General features: G+C 69.3%; 22 protein-coding genes. 7 read left to right on the top strand and 15 right to left on the bottom strand.

Going from position 1 to position 21,261, the window contains the following annotated elements:
• Window positions 1-75: 75 nt before the first annotated feature.
• The 3 genes from CCS01_RS31550 to CCS01_RS31540 all read right to left on the bottom strand — a co-directional run bounded on the left by CCS01_RS31550 (window position 76) and on the right by CCS01_RS31540 (window position 2,735).
• Window positions 76-990, bottom strand: coding sequence for an HpcH/HpaI aldolase/citrate lyase family protein (locus CCS01_RS31550; protein WP_104523122.1), 915 nt, complete (start codon window positions 988-990; stop codon window positions 76-78).
• A gap of 2 nt (window positions 991-992) precedes the next feature.
• A complete protein-coding gene (locus CCS01_RS31545) occupies window positions 993-2,213 on the bottom strand; it encodes a CaiB/BaiF CoA transferase family protein (RefSeq protein ID WP_104523162.1) in 1,221 nt (406 codons plus the stop codon).
• A gap of 96 nt (window positions 2,214-2,309) precedes the next feature.
• A complete protein-coding gene (locus CCS01_RS31540) occupies window positions 2,310-2,735 on the bottom strand; it encodes a CHRD domain-containing protein (protein WP_104523120.1) in 426 nt (141 codons plus the stop codon).
• A 341-nt stretch (window positions 2,736-3,076) separates the two neighbouring features.
• On the opposite strand from CCS01_RS31540, the gene CCS01_RS31535 reads away from it, so the two are divergent.
• Window positions 3,077-3,721, top strand: a complete 645-nt coding sequence (locus CCS01_RS31535; protein ID WP_104523118.1) for a DUF2459 domain-containing protein — start codon at window positions 3,077-3,079, stop codon at window positions 3,719-3,721.
• Between the two features lie 434 nt (window positions 3,722-4,155).
• On the opposite strand, the gene CCS01_RS31530 is transcribed toward CCS01_RS31535, so the two are convergent.
• The 5 genes from CCS01_RS31530 to CCS01_RS31510 all read right to left on the bottom strand — a co-directional run bounded on the left by CCS01_RS31530 (window position 4,156) and on the right by CCS01_RS31510 (window position 9,097).
• A complete protein-coding gene (locus tag CCS01_RS31530) occupies window positions 4,156-4,956 on the bottom strand; it encodes an SDR family NAD(P)-dependent oxidoreductase (protein ID WP_104523116.1) in 801 nt (266 codons plus the stop codon).
• An 875-nt stretch (window positions 4,957-5,831) separates the two neighbouring features.
• Window positions 5,832-7,109, bottom strand: coding sequence for a beta-ketoacyl-ACP synthase (locus CCS01_RS31525; protein ID WP_104523114.1), 1,278 nt, complete (start codon window positions 7,107-7,109; stop codon window positions 5,832-5,834).
• Between the two features lie 12 nt (window positions 7,110-7,121).
• A complete protein-coding gene (locus tag CCS01_RS31520) occupies window positions 7,122-8,312 on the bottom strand; it encodes a beta-ketoacyl-ACP synthase (RefSeq protein ID WP_104523112.1) in 1,191 nt (396 codons plus the stop codon).
• Window positions 8,302-8,787 (bottom strand): 3-hydroxyacyl-ACP dehydratase FabZ family protein, encoded by a 486-nt coding sequence (locus CCS01_RS31515; RefSeq protein WP_104523110.1) that lies wholly within the window; start codon window positions 8,785-8,787, stop codon window positions 8,302-8,304. Before CCS01_RS31515 ends, CCS01_RS31520 begins: the two co-directional genes overlap by 11 nt.
• 28 nt (window positions 8,788-8,815) lie before the next feature.
• Window positions 8,816-9,097 carry an acyl carrier protein gene (locus CCS01_RS31510; protein ID WP_104523108.1) on the bottom strand — a complete coding sequence of 94 codons (282 nt, stop codon included), beginning with the start codon at window positions 9,095-9,097 and terminating at the stop codon, window positions 8,816-8,818.
• 691 nt (window positions 9,098-9,788) lie between these two features.
• Between CCS01_RS31510 and modA the strand changes: the two genes are divergently transcribed.
• The 4 genes from modA (at window position 9,789) to CCS01_RS31490 (ending at window position 13,504) form a co-directional block, all read left to right on the top strand.
• Complete coding sequence (gene modA, locus CCS01_RS31505) at window positions 9,789-10,556, top strand: molybdate ABC transporter substrate-binding protein (protein WP_158258718.1); 768 nt, start codon at window positions 9,789-9,791, stop codon at window positions 10,554-10,556.
• A gap of 173 nt (window positions 10,557-10,729) precedes the next feature.
• Complete coding sequence (locus CCS01_RS31500; RefSeq protein ID WP_146102061.1) at window positions 10,730-11,626, top strand: hypothetical protein; 897 nt, start codon at window positions 10,730-10,732, stop codon at window positions 11,624-11,626.
• A 166-nt stretch (window positions 11,627-11,792) separates the two neighbouring features.
• Window positions 11,793-12,275 carry a PRC-barrel domain-containing protein gene (locus tag CCS01_RS31495; RefSeq protein ID WP_104523102.1) on the top strand — a complete coding sequence of 161 codons (483 nt, stop codon included), beginning with the start codon at window positions 11,793-11,795 and terminating at the stop codon, window positions 12,273-12,275.
• The gene (locus CCS01_RS31490; protein ID WP_104523100.1) at window positions 12,275-13,504 is read left to right on the top strand and encodes an MFS transporter; all 1,230 of its coding nucleotides are present in this window, start codon (window positions 12,275-12,277) and stop codon (window positions 13,502-13,504) included. The genes CCS01_RS31495 and CCS01_RS31490 overlap by 1 nt, the downstream gene beginning before the upstream one ends.
• Window positions 13,505-13,616: 112 nt before the next feature.
• Here CCS01_RS31490 and CCS01_RS31485 read toward each other — a convergent pair whose 3' ends face one another.
• The 6 genes from CCS01_RS31485 to CCS01_RS31460 form a co-directional block, all read right to left on the bottom strand.
• Window positions 13,617-14,960, bottom strand: a complete 1,344-nt coding sequence (locus CCS01_RS31485) for an alpha,alpha-trehalose-phosphate synthase (UDP-forming) (protein ID WP_104523098.1) — start codon at window positions 14,958-14,960, stop codon at window positions 13,617-13,619.
• Between the two features lie 205 nt (window positions 14,961-15,165).
• Entirely contained in the window at window positions 15,166-15,822 is a 657-nt protein-coding gene (locus tag CCS01_RS31480) for a DUF2478 domain-containing protein (RefSeq protein WP_158258717.1), read from the bottom strand.
• A 187-nt stretch (window positions 15,823-16,009) separates the two neighbouring features.
• On the bottom strand, window positions 16,010-16,393 hold the full coding sequence (locus CCS01_RS31475; protein ID WP_104523094.1) for a winged helix-turn-helix domain-containing protein: 384 nt from the start codon (window positions 16,391-16,393) through the stop codon (window positions 16,010-16,012).
• An 80-nt stretch (window positions 16,394-16,473) separates the two neighbouring features.
• A complete protein-coding gene (locus tag CCS01_RS31470) occupies window positions 16,474-17,901 on the bottom strand; it encodes a 4Fe-4S binding protein (RefSeq protein ID WP_104523092.1) in 1,428 nt (475 codons plus the stop codon).
• Between the two features lie 10 nt (window positions 17,902-17,911).
• Window positions 17,912-18,232 carry a cupredoxin domain-containing protein gene (locus CCS01_RS31465; RefSeq protein WP_104523090.1) on the bottom strand — a complete coding sequence of 107 codons (321 nt, stop codon included), beginning with the start codon at window positions 18,230-18,232 and terminating at the stop codon, window positions 17,912-17,914.
• A gap of 224 nt (window positions 18,233-18,456) precedes the next feature.
• Window positions 18,457-18,996 carry an iron transporter gene (locus CCS01_RS31460; RefSeq protein WP_170114683.1) on the bottom strand — a complete coding sequence of 180 codons (540 nt, stop codon included), beginning with the start codon at window positions 18,994-18,996 and terminating at the stop codon, window positions 18,457-18,459.
• A gap of 142 nt (window positions 18,997-19,138) precedes the next feature.
• On the opposite strand from CCS01_RS31460, the gene CCS01_RS31455 reads away from it, so the two are divergent.
• The gene (locus CCS01_RS31455; protein WP_104523088.1) at window positions 19,139-19,978 is read left to right on the top strand and encodes an FTR1 family iron permease; all 840 of its coding nucleotides are present in this window, start codon (window positions 19,139-19,141) and stop codon (window positions 19,976-19,978) included.
• A 242-nt stretch (window positions 19,979-20,220) separates the two neighbouring features.
• On the opposite strand, the gene CCS01_RS31450 is transcribed toward CCS01_RS31455, so the two are convergent.
• Complete coding sequence (locus tag CCS01_RS31450) at window positions 20,221-20,916, bottom strand: YoaK family protein (protein ID WP_158258716.1); 696 nt, start codon at window positions 20,914-20,916, stop codon at window positions 20,221-20,223.
• A gap of 139 nt (window positions 20,917-21,055) precedes the next feature.
• Here CCS01_RS31450 and CCS01_RS34095 point away from each other — a divergent pair, with 139 nt between their 5' ends.
• Entirely contained in the window at window positions 21,056-21,208 is a 153-nt protein-coding gene (locus tag CCS01_RS34095) for a hypothetical protein (protein WP_158258715.1), read from the top strand.
• The last annotated feature ends 53 nt before the right edge of the window (window positions 21,209-21,261 follow it).

Below are 21,261 nucleotides of genomic sequence, written 5' to 3'. Positions count from 1 at the left end.
ACGACCTCGCTCCGCCTATCCCCTTATGCTGATACGCATGGGCGCTTCCCGATACGTATCGACGCTGCCGTGCCATCAAGCGCGTTGCGACGGCGGACGCGGAGCGTTCAGCCGCGCCTGTAACGCCTGTGCCCGCCTTGCCACCGCGCGCGCTCGTTCCACCACCGGCACGTCGATCATCGCGCCCTCGAACTGCACCGCGCCCAGCCCGGCGGCGTACGCGGCATCGTAGGTGGCGATCATCCGCTCCGCCCGTTCCACCTCGGCCGGGTCGGGCGAAAACTCCTCATTCAGCACCGCAACCTGCAGCGGATGCACGGCGCTGGCGCACATGAACCCCAGCCGCCGCGAGCGCCGAACGATCGCGCGGAACCCCTCCTGGTCGCGGAAATCGGCGATCGAGCCGATGAACCCCATCGGCATGATCCCGGCGGCACGGGCGGCGAAGATCGTCTGCTGCTTGGGGTAGAACAGGCCCTCCGGCTCCGACTGCATGCCGACGTCGGCGGCGAAATCCTCCGATCCCAGGCTCAGCCCGACGATGCGCGGATGCGCGCGGGCGATCTGCTCGATGCGGAAGAAACCGGCGGCGTTTTCCACCAGGGCAATGAATTTCAGCGCGCCCGGCTGCAGGCCGCGTTCCGCCTCCAGGTCCGCGACAACGTCGGCGCAGGCCTGCACGTGCTCGGGGCTGTCCACCTTGGTCAGCATCAGCGCCGCGACACCCGGAATCACCGCCGCCTCCAGGTCCCGCACCAGCAGCCGCCACGGGCGGTTCACCCGCACCAGCACGTCGGCGCCGTTGCGCGCCACCTGCGGGATGGCGCTTTCAATCAGCGTCCGCGCGTGCGCCTTCTGCGACGGCGCCACCGCGTCCTCCAGGTCGAGGATGATCGCGTCCGCTCCGCGATCCGCGCCGGTGCGAACGAATTTCTCCGCCGTCACCGGAACAAACAGCAGGGACCGCCACACCGGCAGGTCATCACGCATGCTCAGCCCTCCCTGATGACGCCCTCGGCCTTCAGCGCATCCAGCCGGGCGGCGTCGTAGCCGATGGATTGCAGCACCGGCCGCGTGTGCTGCCCGAGCGCCGGCGCCGGGGCACGCAGGCGCCCGGGCGTTTCCGACAGGCGCGGGATGATGTTGTGCATCAGCACCGAGCCTGCCTCGTCGTCCGGCGCCTCCACCAGCACGCCGCGCGCCTGCACGTGCGGATCGTCCAGCAACTGGTCGATTTCATAAATCGGCGTCGCCGTCACCTCCGCCGCCTCGAACACCGCCATCGCCTCCGCCAGGGTGCGCTGCGCGATCCAGGCCGCGACGATGCCGTCGCAGGCGTCGATGTTGCGCACGCGGTCGGTGTTGGTGCGGAACCGCGGATCGTCGATCACGTCGGGCCGGCCGATGGCGCGGAACAGCCGCTCGGCCATCGCCTGGATCGAGGCGGAAATCGCCACGAACCGCCCATCGCTGGTGCCGTACACGTTCCGCGGCGACGTCGTCAGCGAGCGGCTGCCGGTCCGCCGCGGCTTTTCGCCGGCGACACGATACGCCGCCGCATCAGGCCCGAGCACCGAGATCATCGGCTCCAGCAATGGCAAATCGATCACCTGCCCGCGCCCGCCGCGCTCCACCACGCGCAGCGCCACCATCACCGCATAGGCGCCGTACAGCCCCGAGACCATGTCCGCCATCGCCAGCGGCGGCAGCACCGGGGGGCGGTCATCGTAGCCGTTCTTGGCGGCGAAGCCCGACATGGCTTCCACCAGCGTGCCGAAGCCGGGACGGTCGCGATAGGGGCCGTCCTGACCGAAGCCGGTGATGCGCACGATGACCAGCCCGGGATTGCGCGCATGCAGCACGTCCGGGCCCAGCCCCATCTGCTCCAGCGTGCCGGGCCGGTAGTTCTCGATCAGCACCTGGCTGGCCGCCAGCAGGTCCAGCAGCGCGTCGCGGCCGGCCTGTGCCCGCAGGTTCAGCGCCAGGCTCTTCTTGTTACGCGCATAGACTTTCCAGTGCAGCGACAGGCCGTTCACCTTCCAGGCACGCAACGGATCGCCGGTGTTCGGGTCTTCGATCTTGATGACCTCGGCGCCCTGGTCCGCCAGTTGCAGGCTCACCATGTTGCCGGCGACGAGCCTGGACAGGTCAACGACGCGAATACCGTCCAGCGGGGCAGGGGCGGCCGGGTCAAAGTCGATGCGTGGGATCATGGTCCTGCTTTCCTGGGCAGGCCATTGTCCCGTCAGATCGCCGCCGGGCGCAAGGGCGGCGACCGGAGCCATGTCATGGCCCCGGTACGACTGCTCCTACTTCATCGGCTCCAGTTGGCCGCGGATGGCGCCGCTCGGGTTGTTCTTCGTGTGCACGTTCACGTACATCAGGCCGGACGCCAGTTGCTTTTCCTGCTCCGGCGTCAGCTTCGCCGTGCCATGGATCGGACTCTTCGGCGCCTTGCCCAGAGGCACCTGGACGCCGGCGTTCTTGCCGGCCGCGGCCGGACCGTGGATATGTGCGGCAACCACGGCGCTGCTGAAGCCGCTGAACGTCACGTCATAGGTCAGCTCATGCGTAGCGGTGTCCAGCGTGGCGTTCGCCTCGCCCGATCCGGTGGATTTCGTGGGCGGCACTTCCGCGGACGGCGAGAGCGTGGCGTGGAACTTTTCCACCGCGGCGTGGGCGGTGCCGGCGAAGGCGACCGCGAAGCCGGCCAGCAGCAGGGAACGACGCAGCATGGTTTCCTCCGTGTCTTGTTTGAAGCGCCGGCCACCATATGCCAGTGGTGTCCTGCACCGCATAATCAACACGAGAGCAACAGCCGCGGCCCGGCCCGGTTCCCTCCGAACTGTGAATCGAAGTCCGCCGTGCTGCTCTCTACAGCAAACCGCAGGCCGGTTGGGACAGGACAACGGCGCGTATTCACCGTCATGGTGGGCGCAGGCCGCCATGACGATAGGACAAGCCGCCCGTGCGTCCCAACCGGCCTGCGGTTTGCTATAGTGAAGCCGGCGGACGACGGACGGAGTCTTTGGGTGCGTAATGACCGACGACCGCCGGCACGGAATGGCACAGCCGCGTGACCCGCCTCGTCTTGCTGTTGCTCTGCGTTGTCCCGCTGTTCGCCTGCAGCGCGCCGGCACCGCCGGTCCCGGATAATCTGGCCGCCGCGCCGCGCGATGCGATCATCTATGTCATCGGCCGCGGCTGGCACACCGACATCGGCCTGCCGGCAACGGAAATCGCCGGCCCGCTGCTGGCCCTGGAGGCGCCGTTCCCGGGCGTGCGCTACCTGACCATTGGCTTCGGCGACCGGACCTATCTGCTGAAGCGGACCGTCACGGTGCTTTCAATGCTGCAGGCCCTGCTGCCCGGCCACGGCGCGTTGCTGGTGACAGGCCTGCGCGCTCCGCCCGAGGCGGCCTTCGGCGATGCCCATGTCGTCGTACTGCACATCACCCGCGCCGATCTCGCCCGGCTGCGGCAGAGGCTGTGGCAGGCGTTCGAGACATCGCCGGACGGAGCGCCGGTGGCGATTGTGGCCGGACCCTATCCGGGCAGTCTGTTCTATGCCGCCGCCGAGCCGTACAGCGGGCTCTTCACCTGCAACACCTGGACCGCCGTCATGATGCGTGCCGCCGGCCAGCCCATGCCGATCGGCGGCGTGCTGTTCGCGAGTCAGGTCATGGGCATGGCGCGCTGGATTGCTTCACAAAAGGAATAATCCCGTTTATTGCGGTGGCGGCGGAGGCGCGACAACGGTTGTCCCGCGCGACGGCGGCGGCGGATCGCTGCTGCTGAACGACAGGCAGCCTGCCAGCGCAAGCGGCAGCAACAGAACAAGCAAGGCCAGGCGCATGGGGTTGTCCCTCCGGTTAAGCATGACGTTAACTCCGCAAGGCTATGCGCGGTTCCGACGCGGCGTGCCGGTTATTTTGTTCAAATTCTTTCGTGGTGGTGAGAAAGCCAGACCGTAGCCAATCCTCGCCGGGATACACGCGCCGTTCTGTTAATTATTCGTCTCGGAATTCTTCGGTTTCGCGGACCATGACGGGCAGAGGACGGCGCCCCGTACCCAGTGACACCTTGATCCCCTGACGGCCCCTTTTGGCGCGGCCGGCGCATGATCGCCCGCCGAACGGAAACGCCGGCCTGTGATCAATTCGGCTCGATCGGCATGCGCGCGATGCTCAGCCAGGCGACGGGCGCGCCGGCCCGCTCGGCCGCCTGAGTGGGCGGCAGCCTGGTGTCCCAGTCGGCGGCGATGAATCGCCGTCCGCTGACGCCGGCGGCCTCACCAGACACCAGCCACAGCAGCGGCGGCAGCATGATCTCCGGCCGCAGCATCTTCGAGCGGTCCCCGGCCTCGCCCACCAGCGGCGTGTCGGTGACGCCGCCGGGCACCAGCACGTTGACGGTGAGCGCGGTGTCCTTCAGGTCCGCGGCCAGCACCGCCATGGCGGATTCCGCCGCCGCCTTGCTGGAGCCGTAGAGCAGGTAGCCCTCGCGCACCATGGTCCCCAGGCTGGTCGTTACTGTAATGATACGCCCCCGGTTCGCCTTCAGCATGTGCGGCAGCACCGCCCGCGTCATCAGGATCGGCGCGGTGGCGTTGACGGCCAGGAAGCGCTGCCACTGCTCCGGCGTGATCTCCCAGAACCGGATCGGGTTGCCGCGCTGGTCCTTGCGGATTTCGGCCTGGCCGATGCCGGCGTTGTTGACCAGGACGTCGATGCGGCCGAAGGCCGAGATCGTTGCGTCCACCACGGTCGCGAACGATTCCGGCCGTGCCAGGTCGGCGGCGACGGACTTGATCGCAGCGGGCAGGGTGCCCAGCGCGACCTCGTTGCGATCCACCGCAACGACGTCGAACCCGGCCTCGCTCAGGCCCAGCGCCATGGCGCGCCCCATGCCGCTCGCGGCCCCGGTGACGATGGCAGTCTGGCGTTCTGTTGGCATTGTCGTGTCCTCCCGGCAGGCAGCGTGCGCGGAATGCTGGCGAAGGCCAAGCCCCCGGGGTATCGAAGGCCCTCTGCTCGTTCCTGGCCCGCACCGTGTAACGGAACGAGCCGATCGGCGTGTCCGGCAGCAGCCGAGGGATGAATCCGGTTACAGTCGGAACGGTCATGCTGCCCGGATCCTTCGTCCACAGCCTGTGGCCGGGATGGGAAAGAACAAGCACGAGCGGATCTGATGTCGATGCGCCGTCTTCTCCGGCAATGCTTGCTTCACCGGATGATTTTCAACAGGGAGAGTATGAAGGACACACGAAGTTCCACGGAGTTTTCCGGGAACAGCGGCCAGTGCTCCATATTGTCGGCGTCTGGCCAATTCAGGCGCTTCGCGCGAAGCGCAACATTGCCCTTCTACCATGAAAATACGGTTCCGGACGCCTGGCCCCGCCGTCATGGCGGCCGCAGGGCCGCGATCCACGCCTTGCGATGCCGGTACCAACAGAAGGCTTGGATGGTGGGCCTGCGCCCACCATGACGAGGTGGCACCGACCTCGCCCGTTTTCCGCCATCGCGGTGCCGGCGCGCCGGCTGGCCAACTCCGTGTGCCCTTCCTATTCTCCGTGTTGAAAAGCGGAGATAAAGACACCCCCAGTCCCAACCTGTCGGCGCACCGGCACAACCCGCAACGCCTGGGGTCATTGCGGCAGAACATGGTGCCGGATCCGATTCCCGGTCACTCTTCCAAGCTTGGTAAGCGAGGATCTCCGCCCGGCCCGCTCTTCTATCCTGATGGGCGGAGCCGATGCCCCCGGCTTTCCGACCCAGCTCAAGCCCGCGAGAACACGACTTTCAAGTAACGGTCATGGCCGGCCGCCCAGCCTACGCCGCCGCGCCGATCACCAGGCAGACATTCTGCCCGCCAAATCCGAACGAATTCGAAATCGCGTGCCGCACCGTCGCCGCCCGCGCCACGTTCGGCACGCAGTCCACCGGTAGCGCCGGATCCGGCGTCTCGTAGTTGATCGTCGGCGGCAGCAGGCCGTTGCGGATGGTCAGCACGGTGAAGATCACCTCGATCGCCCCGGCCGCCGTCAGGCTGTGACCGATCATCGACTTGTTCGACGACATCGGCACCGATCCCGCCCGCTCGCCGAACACCGCCGAAACGCCGATCCACTCCATCTTGTCGTTCTCCGGCGTGCCGGTGCCGTGCGCGTTGATGTAGTCCACCGCCTCCGGCCCCAGCCCGGCATCCGCCAGCGCGTGCCGCATGCAGGCGATGATCGGCTTGCCATCGGGTGAGGACCGCGTGCGATGGAACCCGTCCGCCGCCTCGCCCAGGCCCTCGATCACCCCCAGCACCGTCGCCCCCCGCGCCCGCGCGCTGGCCAGGCTCTCCAGCACCAGCGCCCCGGCGCCCTCGGCCATGACGAAGCCTTCCCGGTCCTTGCTGAACGGGCGCGACGCCGCCGCCGGCGACTCGTTCCGGGTGGACAGCGCCGACAGCAGCGAGAACCGGATCACGCTCTCGGCATTCACCGAGGCGTCGGTGCCGACGACCAGCGCGGCATCGGTCTCGCCGCGGCGGATCGCCTCCACCCCAAGCTGGATCGCCGTGCCGCCCGAGGCACAGGCCGTGGACGTCGCAATCGGCGAGCCCTTGGTGCCGAACCGATCAGCCAGCGCCTCGGCCACCGAGCCGAACAGGAAACGGCGGTAGCAGGACTCGAAACCGCCCTTGCCGGCGGCGCGCAGCAGGTCGTCGTAGCTGACCGACTCGTTGGCGCCCGAGGCGGCGCCAAGCGCGAAGCGCTGCGTCCATTCCAGCTCGATCGGCGGCAGCGCCACGAACAGCGGCCCGGGGAAGTCGCCACCGCGGCCGATGGCGGCTTCCGTTACCGCTTCCTCGATCACCAGTTCCGCCAGGCGCTGCGCCAGGGCCGGGCCCGACATGTCCGCGACCGGCACGAAGTCCACCGTGCCGGCGATGGCGACGCGCATGCCGTCGGTGGGGAAGCGGGTAATCCGGCGGATGCCGGACGCGCCGCTGGTCAGCGCCTTCCAGTTGTCCGCCTGGCCCTGGCCGAGGGAAGTGATCGCCCCCATGCCGGTGACCACCACGACCGGCCGCCCGAGATGATCCGTATCCTGCGTCATCGCCGTCTCCCCTCAGGCCGCGGTGACAAGGGCGAGCGCCTCGCCGCGCCAATGTCCCCAGGATGTCACCAGCGCCTGCGTCAGCGGCGCGGTCATCGCCTGCTCGGCCGCCTCCAGCGGGCCGAACAGACGGCCGTGCCGCACCGCGGCGGCCGCCAGCCCCAGGTTCGCCGGCATCGCCGGCTCCAGGGAATGCCCCATCGCCGTCGCCGTCGCCCGCACCGGGTAGCCGAGCGCGGCCAGGAATGCCTGTTCCTCGGCGGTGACGGCGGCGGCGCCGGACGCCCCGGAAATCACGCCCAGGCCCTGCGGATCGATCTCCGCCGCCATGGAGTGAAGCTGCGCCCGGGCATTGGCGGTGGCCTGCCCCGGCTCCCGCCGGCAGCGGTCCGAGCGGATGGCGGCGACGCGGGCGAATGGCGTGGCGCCGCGCGCTTCGGCATGGGCACGGCTCTCGATCACCAGGAAGGCGCCGAGCGAGCCCAGCAGCATCCCGCCGCCGTCCGCCTGCCGCGCCCAGATGCCGGTGAACGGAGCGCGCCGCTGCAGGCCGCCCATCTCGTAGTGCAGGATCACCTCCGGCCGCTGCGCGTTATACGACCCGCCGACCAGGCTGATCTCGGACTGCCCGGCGGCAATGCGGGCACAGGCGATGCGCACCGCGTCGGCGCCGCTGGCTTCCTCGCCCATGAAGGTGCGCGACGAGCCGATGACGCCGTGCACGATGGAGATGTTGCCGGCCAGCAGGTTGGACAACTGCGCCAGGAACAGTGTCGGCCGCAGGTCGCTTTGCAGGCGCTCGTTCAGGAACAGGCCGGGGTTGGCAGCTTTCGGATAGCCCGATAAAATGGTCGCATCGACCGCGACGTCACGCTCGCCGCCGCCGGCGCAGACGATCAGGTCCGCCCGCGACAGCATCTCGGTGTTGCCCTTGACGCCGGCCGACTCCAGGGCGAGGCCGGCGGCGAACACGCCGATGCGCTGCCACGCCTCCATCTGCCGCTGGTCGCCGCGCTTCGGGATCTGCTTGTCCAGGTCCATCGGCGCCACGGGATGCACCGCGAAGGGCGGCCAGCTTTCGGTATCCAGCACCGGCGTGAACGCCCCGGCGGGATTCAGCGCGTCCCAGTGCGCCCCCACCCCGGAGCCGAGGCAGGAGACCAGGCCGATGCCGGTGATCAGGGCGTCGCGCTCATGCGCCATGGATGTGTTCCTGGATATGATCCGCTGGCAGGCCGACGCGCCGGGCGGTGTTCAGCATCGCCGCCCGCAGCGTGTCGTTGGGGAAGGGCACCACGCCGTAGCGGATCTCGGCGTCGGTCACTTTCTTGCCGCCGGCGGACAGGGCGGCCTTGACCACGGCGTAGCCCGAGCCGTCGTGCAGCAGGGTCGCCTCGCCTTCCAGCGCCTGGCCGGGGGCGACGAAGCTGCGCATCTTGGCTTTCTCGACCTGCATCAGGAACGGCATTTTCGTGCAGCCCAGCATGGCCAGCACCAGCCAGCCGCCAGTCTGCGCCATCGTCTCGATCATCAGCACGCCGGGCAGGATCGGATAGCCGGGGAAGTGCCCCTCGAACACCGGGGACTGCTCCGGCACCTGGCAGGCGGTGGTGATCCGGCGGTTGGGCAGGTCGAGCGCAGTGATGCGGTCGACCATCTGGAAATATTCCAGGCGCATCAGGTCACCATTTCACGGAACGGCGCGCTCAGGCCGGCTTGGCGGCGACCAGGGCATCGATGTTGGCGCACAGGTTCTTCAGCACGAAGTACTCATCGGTGCTCTTTTTCCCCTCGTTCACCTCCTGCGTCCACTGCTCCAGCGGCATTTTGATGCCGAAGGCCTTGTCGATCGCGAAGGCGACATCCAGGAAGTCCAGGCTGTCGATGCCAAGGTCGTTGATCGCGTGGCTGTCCGGCGTGATCTTGTCCGCCTCGATATCGCAGGTGTCGGCGATGATTCCCGCCACGGTTTCGTACGTCGATGCCATGCTTCAGCCTCTGAGAAAGTTGCGCGGCACTATCATCGCCCGCCCGGAGTGGCAAGACTTGGGTGACCGGACGTTTCCGCTTGTGCCGCGGCGTGGCGCCGGTGCAAGGCCATCGCCCCGTCGTCATGGCCGGGCTGATTCCGATGCGTATCGGGGGTAGGGCGACGGCTGGAGAAGGATTTGGCGCTGCGGCCGTTCCCTCTCCGTCATGGCCGGGCGTGTCCCTACGGGATGCACACATCTCGGAAACGGTCCGCCGCTGCGTTTCCCTTTCGTCATGGCCCGGCTTGTCCGGGCCACCTATTCCAGCACTTTTGCCGCGACAGGTGGCCCGGACAAGCCGGGCCATAACGATGGGGGAACGCTCTTGGCGCCCAGGCAAGCACTTGATTTTACGGTCATTTCCCACTCGTTTCCAGGATGTGTGCATTGCGTAGGGCGTGTCCCGGCCATCCACCCCACGCCGTTGAAGCGCAGATGGCCGGGACTGCCGCCCGGCCATGACGGAGAGGGAGAAGCCCTTGCTCCGCCAGTCCGCTTATCCTGACACGCCCGGCCATGACGGTGAGAAAACGGCTGCAGCGCCCACCTCGATCATGGTGCCGCGGCCGCCTGCGTTATGAACACCTGGCTATACCGGAAGGTGCGGCATCGATATAGATGTCCGGAATGGAATCGACGGAGTCTCTGGATGATGCTGTCTCGGCGCGGGCTGCTCGGCGGCCTGCCTCTGGTGGTGGCGGGTGCGGCCCGGGCGGACTCCGCCCCGGTGCGGATCTATGCCGCGGTGACCTTCCGCGCGGCGCTCGACCCCGTCCTGGCGGCCTATCGGCAGGCCGGCGGCGCGGCCGTCGCGATATATGCGCCGACGCCGCTGCTGATCCGCCAGCTTGCCGGCGGCGCCGCGGCCGACATCCTGATGAGCGCCGATCCCGATTGGATGGACGAGGCGGTGCGGCAGGGGCTGGTGCAGGCCGGCACGCGGGTGGACCTGATGACCAACGACCTGGTTCTGGCCGGTCCGCCCGGCACCCCGGCCGCCGGCACCATCACGCGCGGCTTCGGCATCGGCGCGCTGCTCGCCGGCGGGCGGCTGGCGATGTGCGACCCCGCCCACCATCCGGCGGGGCGCTACGGGAAGCAGAGTCTCCGGTCGCTCGGGCTGTGGCAGACGGTCGAGCCGCATATCGCCATTGCCGAAAGCGCCCCGGCCGCCATCGTCCTGGTTGACCGCGGCGAGGCGCGCGCCGCGATCGCGTTCAAGACGGACCTCCATGGCGACGACAAGGCGGTGATCGTCGGCCGTTTCGCGCCGGAGTCGCACGCGCCCATCCTCTACCCGGCGGCGCTGACGCGCGGGGCGCGCAATCCGCAGGCGGCGCAGGCCCTGGCCTTCCTGCACGGGCCGGCAGCGCGGCGCATCTTCGCCGGTTTCGGCTACAAGGTGCCGGCGGAGTAGCCGGCGCGACGGTTGGATTGTCGCATTCCGGACAGCGCCGCCCGACAAGTCGCGTCGCCACCGCCGCCGCGCAGGCGCAGCGCAGCCGCTGTCTCCCGTCACGCAACATGGCATGGCATTTGCTACCGTGGTCCTTGCTGCCGTAGTCCGGCACGCAGTCCCGGAGGGCCATGATGTCGGTGCAGGAACGCTTGTCCGTTGCCAGGCCACCCGCGCTGGCTCCCTGCCGCGGCGCCGAGGCGAACCGGCCGCCGACGGCGCTGATCCTGGGGACCGGCGACATTGCCTCGGCCATCGGGCGGGGGCTGTTCCTCCGCGGCTGGCGGGTCGTGCTGCTGCGCGACAACGGCGTGCCGGTGCTGCGGCGGGGCATGGCCTTCGACGATGCCATGGAGGACGGCGTCGCCGTGCTCGACGGCGTCATTGCCGTGCCGGCGGCGGCCCCCGGCGCCCTGCCGGCGTTGCTGTCCGCGCGGCCGGGCGTGGTGGTGGCGAATCTCGATCCCGCCGTGCTGGCCGCCTCCGGCATCGACCGCCCGGACGCGCTGGTCGATGCTCGCATGCGCAAGTATGCCATGCCGGCGGATCTCCGCCCGTTGGCCGGCTGCGCCATCGGCGTCGGGCCCGGCTTCGTCGCCGGCGGTAACGTGCATATTGCCATCGAGACCTTGCCAGGGCAGGAGGGCGGTGTCGTCACCCGGGGATCGACGGCGGTGCCGACCGGCCAGGCGGTGCCACTCGGTGGCGCCGGGGCGGAGCGCTTCGTCTATGCGCCGATCGCCGGCGTGTGGCAGCCGGAGGTGCCGCTGGGCGCCTGGATCGAGCCCGGCACGCTGGTCGGCCGGCTTGGTCCGCGGCGGCTCCCCGCACCCATCGGCGGCTGCATCCGCGGGATGGTGCGGGCGGCGCCGGGCGGTGTCGCCCGCGGCAGCAAGCTGATGGAGATCGATCCGCGGCCGGAGGCCACGTGCACTGGCGTGCCGCCGCGCGCCCAGCGGATCGCCGCCGGCGTCGAAGCCGCGCTGGCCGCGCAGCGGACGATCAACGTCGCGATGGCCGCTGCCGGATAGCCGTGGCGGGCAGGCGGCGGGCGGCCCGCCCAACGGAACGGCAGGCGCCCGCGTCAGCCACTCTTGATCGAAATCGATACAATTCCATTGCAGATTTGAGTCGTCCTCTGGCTCTATACCGCTCCCGGTCCGGTTCTGCCTCTCACCGGCCGATGGAGATTGCTTCGTGAGTCTGTTCCACATTTCGGCGTCGCGCGTCCGCCTGTTCCCCGTCACGATCCTGCTGTTCGCCATGGCGCTTCCGCACGTCCCGGCCCGCGCGCAGGAGCCTGCCCAAGCCGTGCCCCATCCGCCCGCGGCATCGGCAGCGACGCAGGAGACGATGGCGCGGGGCGAGGCGACCGGCACGCTGGGGCGTGTCGTGATCGGACCCGACGCGAAGGTCGTCGGCCGCATCATCGAGGTGCTGGTCGACCAGGCCGGGGAGCCGCGCGCCGCCGTCCTGGATGTCGGCGGCTTCCTGGGAGTCGGCAGCCGGCGGGTGGCGGTCGCCTGGCGCGCGCTGCACTTCAACCCCAGCCCGGACGGGCAGGGCCGGATCGTCCTGGACATGACCGCCAATCAGATCCGGGCGACGCCGGAATACAAGGCGGCTGACAAGCCGGTCACCGTGGCCGCGCCACCGCAGGCCGGGCCGGCGCACCCCTGATGGCTTCGCGCCGCAGCAATCAGGGCCTCGACTGGCTGAACTTCTTCGTCGCCAACGTGCAGACCGGGTTCGGGCCGTTCATCGCCGTCTATCTCACGACCGAGGCATGGACCCAGGCCGAGATCGGCCAGGCGCTGAGCCTTGGCACCATCGCCGTCATGCTCAGCCAGCTGCCCGCGGGCGGCCTCGTCGATCGCCTGCGGGACAAGCGACTGGTGGCGGCCGGCGCCGGCATCGCCGTGGCGGTCAGCGCGGTGCTGTTCGCGGCGGTGCCCGACTGGCCCGCCGTGATGCTGGCCGAGGTCCTGCACAGCGTGGCCAGCGCCCTGCTTGGCCCCGCCATCGCCGCGATCAGCCTCGCGCTGGCCGGCTACGGCGGCCTTGGGCTGCGGCTGGGGCGGAATGCGCGCTTTGCCTCGCTGGGCAATGGCTGCGCGGCGCTCGCGCTGGGGCTGTGCGGCGCCTACCTGTCCAGCCGGGCGGTGTTCTGGCTGACCGCCATCCTGATGTTGCCGGCGCTGTTCGCGCTGAGCCAGGTGCAGGCGGGGGAACTCCGGACCCAGGCGGCGGACCTCGCGGCCGATCGAGGCTGCGCCAGCCTGTTGCGCGACACGGTCGCCTTGCTGGCCGATCGGCATGTCCTGGCGTTTGCCGGATGCGTCGTGCTGTTCCATCTGTCGAATGCGGCGCTGCTGCCGCTGGTTGCGTCCGACGTGACGCGCGAAGCGGGCGACATGGCCAACCTGTTCATCGCGATTTCCATCGTGCTGCCGCAGGCGGTCGTGACCGTCATCTCGCCCTGGGTCGGCCGCGCGGCGGATCGAAGCGTCCGGCGGCTGGTGCTGACGCTGGGCTTCGCCGCGGTGCCGTTGCGCGCGGCGCTGTTCGCCATGGTTGCCGATCGGCCGGAACTGCTGGTCGCGGCTCAGCTCCTGGACGGGGTGAGCGCGGCGGTATTCGGCGTCATGGTGCCGGTGATCGCCGCCGACCTGACCCGGCACTCGAACCAGTTCAATCTGTGCATGGGCGTGTTCGGGCTGGCCTCGGCAGCGGGCGCGACGGCGAGCACCTTCCTGGCCGGCCGGATCGCCGACGCGGCCAGCGAGACGACGGCGCTGCTCGCCCTGGCCGGCTGCGGAATCCTGGCGGCATTGGCCGTCCTGCTCGCGTCCGGACAGCGCCACCCGCGCCCGCTGCCCCTGGACGTGGCGGTCGAACCGGCGTCCTGATCCGCTTGGATTTTCGGTCTTTGCCCCGATCAGCACCGCAAGACGTGGATGCCCGGCCTGCGGCCACCACGACGACACAGGAGTCGCGCCGCTCGTGCCCCTGTTTCCACGCCTATGCGGCCTGCCGGCCCGGATCGGCCAGGCGTTCGAGAAACGACTCGGCCCAGGCGCGTGCCGAGTGGCGCCTGACCACTTGCATCATGTTCTCCCAGCGCCTTTTCCTCTCCTCCAGCGGCATCGACAGCGCCGCATCCAGGGCGCCGGCAATCTCGTCCGGATCGCTGGGATTGACGAGCAGGGCATCCGTCAGTTCCTCGGCCGCCCCGGCGAAGCGCGACAGCACCTCGATTCCCGGGTCGTCCGGGGGCTGCGCGGCGATGAATTCCTTGGCAACCAGGTTCATGCCGTCGCGCAACGGCGTCACCAGCGCCACCCGGGCCAGCCGATGGAAGCCGGCCAGCGTCGCGCGCGGCAGCGACCGGGTGATGTAGCGCAACGGCGTCCAGTTGAACTCCGCAAGGTCGCCGTTGATCCGGCCGGTCAGTTCGTCAAGCTCGCGCCGCAGCGCCCGGTAATGCGCGACGTTCCCGCGCGAAACCGGGGCGACCTGGATGAAGGTGACGTGGTTGCGGTGGGCGGGGAAGCGGCGCAGCAACTGGGCGTAGCCGCGGAACCGCTCCGGCAGGCCTTTCGAGTAGTCGAGCCGGTCCACGCCCAGGATCAAGGTCCGTCCGGCCAGGCTGGCGTGCAGCCGTTCGGTGTCCTTGATAGCCTGGGCCTGCCTCGCCAGCTTCTCGAAAGCGTTGGCGCCGATGCCGACCGGAAAGGGGGCCACCGGAACCGAACCGCCGACGCTGCGGACAGCCGTTTGCAGGTAGGTCGCATCCGCCCGGGTCTGCACGCCGACCAAGTCGTAGGCGCCGAGAGCCTTCAGCAACTGCCCGGCTTGCGGCAGTGTGTCGAACAGCGGCGCCGGTGGGAACGGCACATGCAGGAAGAACCCCAGCCGCTGCGCCGCCCCGCGTGCCTGCAACGCGGCGCCGAGCGGGATCAGGTGGTAGTCGTGGATCCAGACCACGTCGTCCGCCCGCAACAGCGGGGCCAGCGCCGCGGCGAACATGTCATTGACGGCGTAGTAGGCGTCGAGTTCGTCCCGCCGGAACTCGGCAAGGCCGGGGCGCCAGTGCAGCAGCGGCCAGAGCGTCGAGTTGGAGAAACCCTCGTAAAAGGAACGGAACGCCTCCTGGGGCAGATCGATGGTGGCAAAGGTCGGGTGGCCGGGGCGGATCGAGGGCTCGGATGCGGTCTGGCCTGAGGTCAGGTGTCCGGACCAGCCGAACCAGAGCGTCTCCCGCCGCAGGATCGCATCCTTCAGGGCAACGGTCAGGCCGCCGGCAGGCTGGCTGCGCTCACGCGCCGCCGGCACCCGGTTCGAGACGATGACAAGACGGGCCAGTTCGGTTGTCCTTCTTCTGCCGCGTACAGTTGTGCAAATCTTATCGACAGTGCAAATTTATCGATAACTTGACGATCAAGCGGCTGGCAAAGGCCGCGTCGCAAGGCTACCAGCGACGCAGCAAGGCTGGCCGCCTGATTTCGCGGTGTCGTTCGAATCTGCGGTGTGAGGCGGACAGGTCCGGCGTCGCGTTTCGGATCAGGGCCTACGGGAAGAGGGCGCCTCGATCCAGCCCGGATTTCGCGGGCAGCCTCACCGGTTGGGGATCGCTTCGCGATCCGGCCGGGTTGAAACTGCCGTGGGCGACGACCTTCCGCCCCGGGATGGTGTCCCCGGCCCAGTCGGCGACCGCGGCGGGCGAGGGCGGCAGCAACCGGCCCGGACCGCCGAGGAAGCCTTCCAGGTCAGGCAGCATCGAGAACCGCACCGGGATCACCACCGCGGCGCCGGCGCAGATGGCCTCGGCAATCTCCGCCCGCAGGCCGCTGCCCTCCGCCTCGGCGCTGCCGAACCGGCTGACGACGATCAGGTCGGCGCCGGACGCGACCGCCTTCTGCAACAGGCAGGCGCCCTGCGCCAGCGCGTCCGGGTCCAGGACGCAGGCGGTCGCGCCGGGGCCGCGCGGCTGATCGAGGCGGATCAACCGGCCGGTGGCGATGTCCTCCAGCCACATGCTGCGCTTGCCGTTCGACAGCCGGTCGCCCAGGCGTTGCAGCAGGCCGGCGACGGTCATGCCCCTTGCCTGGATCAGCGCGATCGCGGTGGCGAGCAGATCATCGACCTCGACCGTGGAGTCGTAGAGAAGCACGCCAACCCTGGCTGCCAGGTCAGGCACCGGCTGGGTCGTCTGCGGAAGGTCCATGGCTGATGCCGATCCTGCTGCTGTGTCCGGAAGCGGGCGGAACAAGGTGGGTGCCGGAGCCCGCTGCCGTATGTCAAGCAACGGCCGTGCCAGGCTGGATGGCCACGTCAGGCAGCGACGGCCAGGCGAACGGCCGCCCATTCGCTGCGCTGCCGCTCCATCGGTCCATCCGTGAGTCCCCGGCGGGTCATGGCGGCTTGCCGGGACAGGCCCGGTTCAGCGCCTGCAGGTGCTTCCGCGCGGCCAGCGCGGTATCCAGCTCGATGGCACGGTAGCTGCTGACGACGGTTCGCCCGGCCTTGGTCAGCACCGTGCCGCCGCCGCCGCTGCCGCCCGCCGCCGTTTCCACCACCGGGGTGCCCAGGGTGCGATTGAGTTCCTCGACCAGCTCCCAGGTGCGCCGGTATGACATCTTCAGCGCGCGGCCGGCGGCGGAGATGGAGCCGGACCGGGCGATCTCCTCCAGCACGGCGACCTTGCCCGGGCCGATGCGCGCGCCCGACGCCAGGTCGAGCCTGATGCTCAGGCGATCGGCTGGCCTGGGTGCCGAGGTTGCGGGTCGCTTTGCCATAACGCAACAACAAACCACGCAACCCGCCGGCGATCAATCCGAAGGCCGAGTCGCGGGGCCGGCCGGACGGCGCCGTGCGCCTACCAGATCCAGAACAGCAGCACCCAGCAGAAGCCGGATGCCGCGGCCGCGACGGTGGTGCCGGCGGCGACGGCGACGCGGCGCGCGCCACCGGTCCAGCGTCCGGCGATGTCCCAGCCCAGCCAGCCGCACCACAGCACCGCGCCGGCCAGCAGCAGCGCCCGCGCGACAGCCACGCCTTGCGGCCATTCCAGGCCCTCGGCGTGCAGCATCGTCACGGTCATTGCCGACAGGCCGAGGAACACGCCGCAGCCGGCCATCGGGATCAGCGCCTGCGCCAGGTGGTGGAAGCGCGGCCAGGACCAGGCGCCGGCCGCGCGCACCGACGCGGCCAGCATCGCGGACAACGCGCCGCCACAGACGATCGCCGTGGCGGCGATGTAGAGCAGCAGCATCGCGCCATCGAGCAGCGTCAGCACGTCGTTCTGGCCGGGATAGTCGGTCAGCAGCCACCACGGCGCGGATTGCGCCAGCGGCCAGATCACGCCGGCGTTCACCAGCGCGTCGGCCACCGCCTGCTTGGCGTCCACGAACCACGGGCTGGCGGACCAGTGGAAGGCGCCGACGGCGACGCCCATCAGCCCGAACAGGATCAGCGCCGTTTCCCAGGCGTTGGCGCGGGTGCCGGCGACGTTCACCACCTCGTGCTGCGGCGAGCGCGGGGCCAGGGCGATGGCGCCGCGGTAGGAACTGCACCGCCCGCACATGTGGCAGGCGCTGGCACCCTGCATGGTGCGGATCGGCACCAATGGCGCACAATTGATGGCGGGCGGCCGTGGCGCCTGGCGCGAGGCCTCCCACGCCGCGGTGTCCACCTGGAAGTGCACCGGCGCCAGCTTGGCCAGCAGGGCGAACACGCCGCTGACCGGGCACAGGTAGCGGCACCACACGCGCTTGTTCCGGCCATACATCAGGCCCACCGCCATAGCCGCTACGGTGGATCCGCCCAGCACCAGCAGCGCCGGGGCCGGATACTGGTAGACGCTGACCATCTGGCCGTACACGGTGGTGCAGACGAAGGCGGTGAACGGCCAGCCGCGCCAGGTCAGCCAGTGCGGCAGCGCCCGGTTCAGGCTGCGGCGGCTGACCGCCTCGGTCAGCGTGCCTTCGGGGCAGAACACGCCGCACCAGGTGCGGCCAATCAGCACCATGCTGAGCAGCACGAACGGCCACCACAGGCCCCAGAAGGCGAACGCCGCCGCCAGGGTGGCATTGTTCCACAGATGCGCCGTGCGCGGCGGCAGCGGCAGCAGGACCGGCACGACCAGCAGCATCAGGTAGATGCCGACGACCGCCCATTGCAGCGCCTGGATGGTGCGGCGGTGCCGGCGCATGGCCTCGCCCAGCGCTGCCAGGGCGCCGCGCACTCCGGCCGGTTTCGGCGGTGCGGCGTGGGATCGGGGCGGGGCCAGCAGCACGGACGGCATGGGCGGATTCCTAGCGTGCCACCAGAATGGCTTTTGCGTCGGGATGGAAATCGTCGAAGAAATCGTACTCGCCGGCCGGCAGGCGGCGGAACACCAGGTCGGAGGTGACGCCGGCGGCCAGTACCTTCTCCTTGTGCAGCGACACGCTCTCGAACTCGGCCGGCTCCTTGCCGGCATTGGTGATCTCGAGCTTGAACGGCGTGTTGGCGGGCACCTCCAGCCGCGACGGCGTGATGGTGGCGCCATGCATCTCGACGGGGAACGACGGCATGTCGCCGGCCATCGCCCGGGTCGCGCACACGGCGAGAAGCCCGAGCGCCAGCACGGCCATGCCGGCCGTCAGGGGCCGAGCCGAAATAACCGACCCGCCGGAGCCGGCGCACCGGCCCCGCCGCGTCATGGTGGGCCTGCGCCCACCATGACGATTGAGGCGTCCGTGCGACAAGTAGAGCGCACCATGACGATTGAGGCGTCCGTGCGACGGGTGGAGTGGCTATTCTGCATCAGGCCCTTACCGGCATTGCAGCCCCGGGGATTGTCGCGCCGGCGCTCACTTTAATAGGCGCCCTTCTTGCCGGTGCCGGCGAAGACGAACTCCTGGCTGACCTTGAACGGCTTGAACCAGGGCGCGACGCCGGTTTCCTTGTCGATGTGGCGGCCGAAATGCTCGCCCGGGCCGGGTGGGGCGATGGTCAGCGTCAGGCGGTACTTGCCGGGGCCGAACAGCTTGACGTTGTCGCCATAATGCGGGCCGTCATTGGCCACCATCGGCATCAGCACGCCCGAGACCGCCTGGTCGCTGCCGGTCTTGACCAGTTGGTAGTGGACCTCCAGCGCGGGGATCCAGTCGCCGTCGGGGAAGCCGTTCGGGTTGCCCGCCGTCGCCTTGATGTCGGCTTCCAGGTGGATGTCGCTGTCGGCGGCGGCGCGCATCATCCCCGGCGGATCCATCTCTATCGGCTGGAGATAGACCGCGCTGACCTCCATGCCGGACTGCTGCACCGGCTTGCCGATGGGATACTCGCGCGCCAGGGCGCCGCTGCCCGCGAGCAGCGTCAGGACGAGAACGGCGGCGGACAGGCGGGGCAGGCGCATTGGGTTCTCCTGGCGAGCCATCATTTGTGTCGTTGGTTTTCGGCCTAGCCTATTTGCGAGTCAGTTGCAATCGCATTTGGGGCGCGGTAAAGCCCTTGCGTCCGGCCCGCCGGGTCACCGTGCCGTGGAGAAAGACACCCGCATGCTTGCCAGCCTTATCGTCGTCTTCCGTGAAGTCCTGGAGGCCGGGCTGATCGTCGGCATCGTCCTGGCGGCAACCCAGGGCGTGCCGCAGCGCGGACGCTGGATCGCCAGCGGGATCGCCGCCGGCGTGCTCGGCGCGATGCTGCTGGCCTCGTGCGCCGGGGCGCTGTCGGATGCGCTGGAGGGCAACGGACAGGAGGTGTTCAACGCCTGCGTCCTGATGGTCGCGGTGGTGATGCTGGCCTGGCACGTGCTGTGGATGGCGCGGCACGGGCGGGAGATGGCGCTGCAGATGCGGGCGGTGGGCGAGGCCGTGGTGGGTGGGCAGAAATCGCTGCTGGCGCTCGCCATCGTGGTGGCGCTGGCGGTGCTGCGCGAAGGGGCGGAGGTTGTGCTGTTCCTGTATGGCATCGCCGCATCCGCCAGCGTCGGGCCGGCGGGGCTGGCCACCGGCGCGGCGCTGGGCATCGCGGCGGGCGCGATGGTGTCCTGGCTGCTGTATCGCGGCCTGTTGACCATCCCGGTGCGGCACCTGTTCTCCGTCACCGGCGTGCTGATTACGCTGCTGGCCGCTGGCATGGCGGGGCAGGCGGCGGCGATTCTGGCCGGGGCGGACCTGATCCCGACCTGGGGCATGGATATCTGGAACAGTTCCGCCCTGCTGCCCGAGAACAGCCTGGCCGGGCGCACCCTGCATGTTCTCATCGGCTACTCGGAACGGCCGATGGGCGTCCAGGTTGCCGCCTATGTCACGGTGCTGGCGCTGCTGCTGCTGGGCAGCCGGCTGGTGGCGCGCCAGGATCGCCGGACCCGGGCCGTGCGTGCGGCGGCCCGCTGACGCCGGTGCCGATTTCGTGTGCGTGTGAAATCGGGACTGGCTTTCTGCTTTCACGAGTGTCTTCACCCGTTCGGGCCTCCGGGCACGAATAGGATCTGCTCCAACCTCCGATTGTCCCGTCGGGAAGCACTGCCTGGCCGATCGGCGATTGAGTCGCCGATCGAAATGGTGCCGGCAACTGCTTCGTGGTGGCCGCGTGAGTCGATGGGCCTTAGCCCGGCCTCGGACGTTTGCCTGGCGGATTACTGATCCTGCAGCCAGGCGACATCGGCTGCCGTTAGCAACAGTAGGCCGATGGGTGCCGCCAGCGGCAGGGCCTGAGGAACGCCGACGACCATTTCGAATGCGGCGCCGGCGGCATACAGCGGCCACGAGACGAGGGGCAGCAATCCCAGGGGCTTGTGTGCTTTCGGACTGCCCGCGCCGGTCCAGGCCCGGCCGGCTACAGCATCAGCCAGATGCAGCAGGTTTCCCGTAACGACAACCGTCTGATGCGAAACCGCCCCGAAGCGCTGCATCGCCGCGCCCTGAAAACCCATGGCGAAAGCCAGCAGAAAGAGCTGATAATGGGCACTCAGCAGCACATGGTTCGCCGGCCCTAGCAGGACTGCCGAAAGCACGATGCACAGCCAGGGACGCCCGATGGCTTGCCGCAGCCAACTGGAAACGAGGGCCCCGGCAACGAACAGAACGATGGCAATGAGATTGATTGTCGCCTGATCCCAGTCGCTGCGGACGATGCCGGTGGCCAGGCCGGTGCCGAAGAACACCGTGTTCCCGGTCATGTTGGCCGGAAACACATGCGTACCGAGACGGAAATAGCCGTATGCATCGACATAGCCGGCCGACAGGCACAGCGCGCCGGCCGGACGGGCCGGCGCCCAGGACCGGCCGTTGCCATCCATCCCCGATCCGCGCGCCTGCTGCGGACCGGTCATCGGCGGAACGCCAGGGCCTTTACCCCGACGACCCGGCAGCTGACGTCTCGGTTGGCCAGGATGGTCCTTCTCCAGGTTTTCCCAGATGCCAACGTGGCGGAAATGGGGCGGTTCGGCGGCGCGGTTCAGGATTTCACGATTGCGCTTCCAGTTGTCCCTGCACCTGCATCCGCGGCCGTCGCCTACCCCCGAACGCATCGGCACCACGGGCAGCAGGGCTTCGCTCTCCGGCACCGCCAGCGAACGTGTTGCGCCGGAACAGTCGGCCGGCTATTCGGTCGGGGCCGCGTGACGCTGGCGTCGCTGTATATGTCGGACTATATCGTCCGGAATCGAGGTTAACAT

Origin of the sequence: Rhodopila globiformis (assembly GCF_002937115.1) — a bacterium.
GTDB classification, from domain to species: domain Bacteria; phylum Pseudomonadota; class Alphaproteobacteria; order Acetobacterales; family Acetobacteraceae; genus Rhodopila; species Rhodopila globiformis.
Note: the sequence above shows the minus strand (reverse complement) of the source record. Positions and strands in the feature narration are given on the sequence as shown.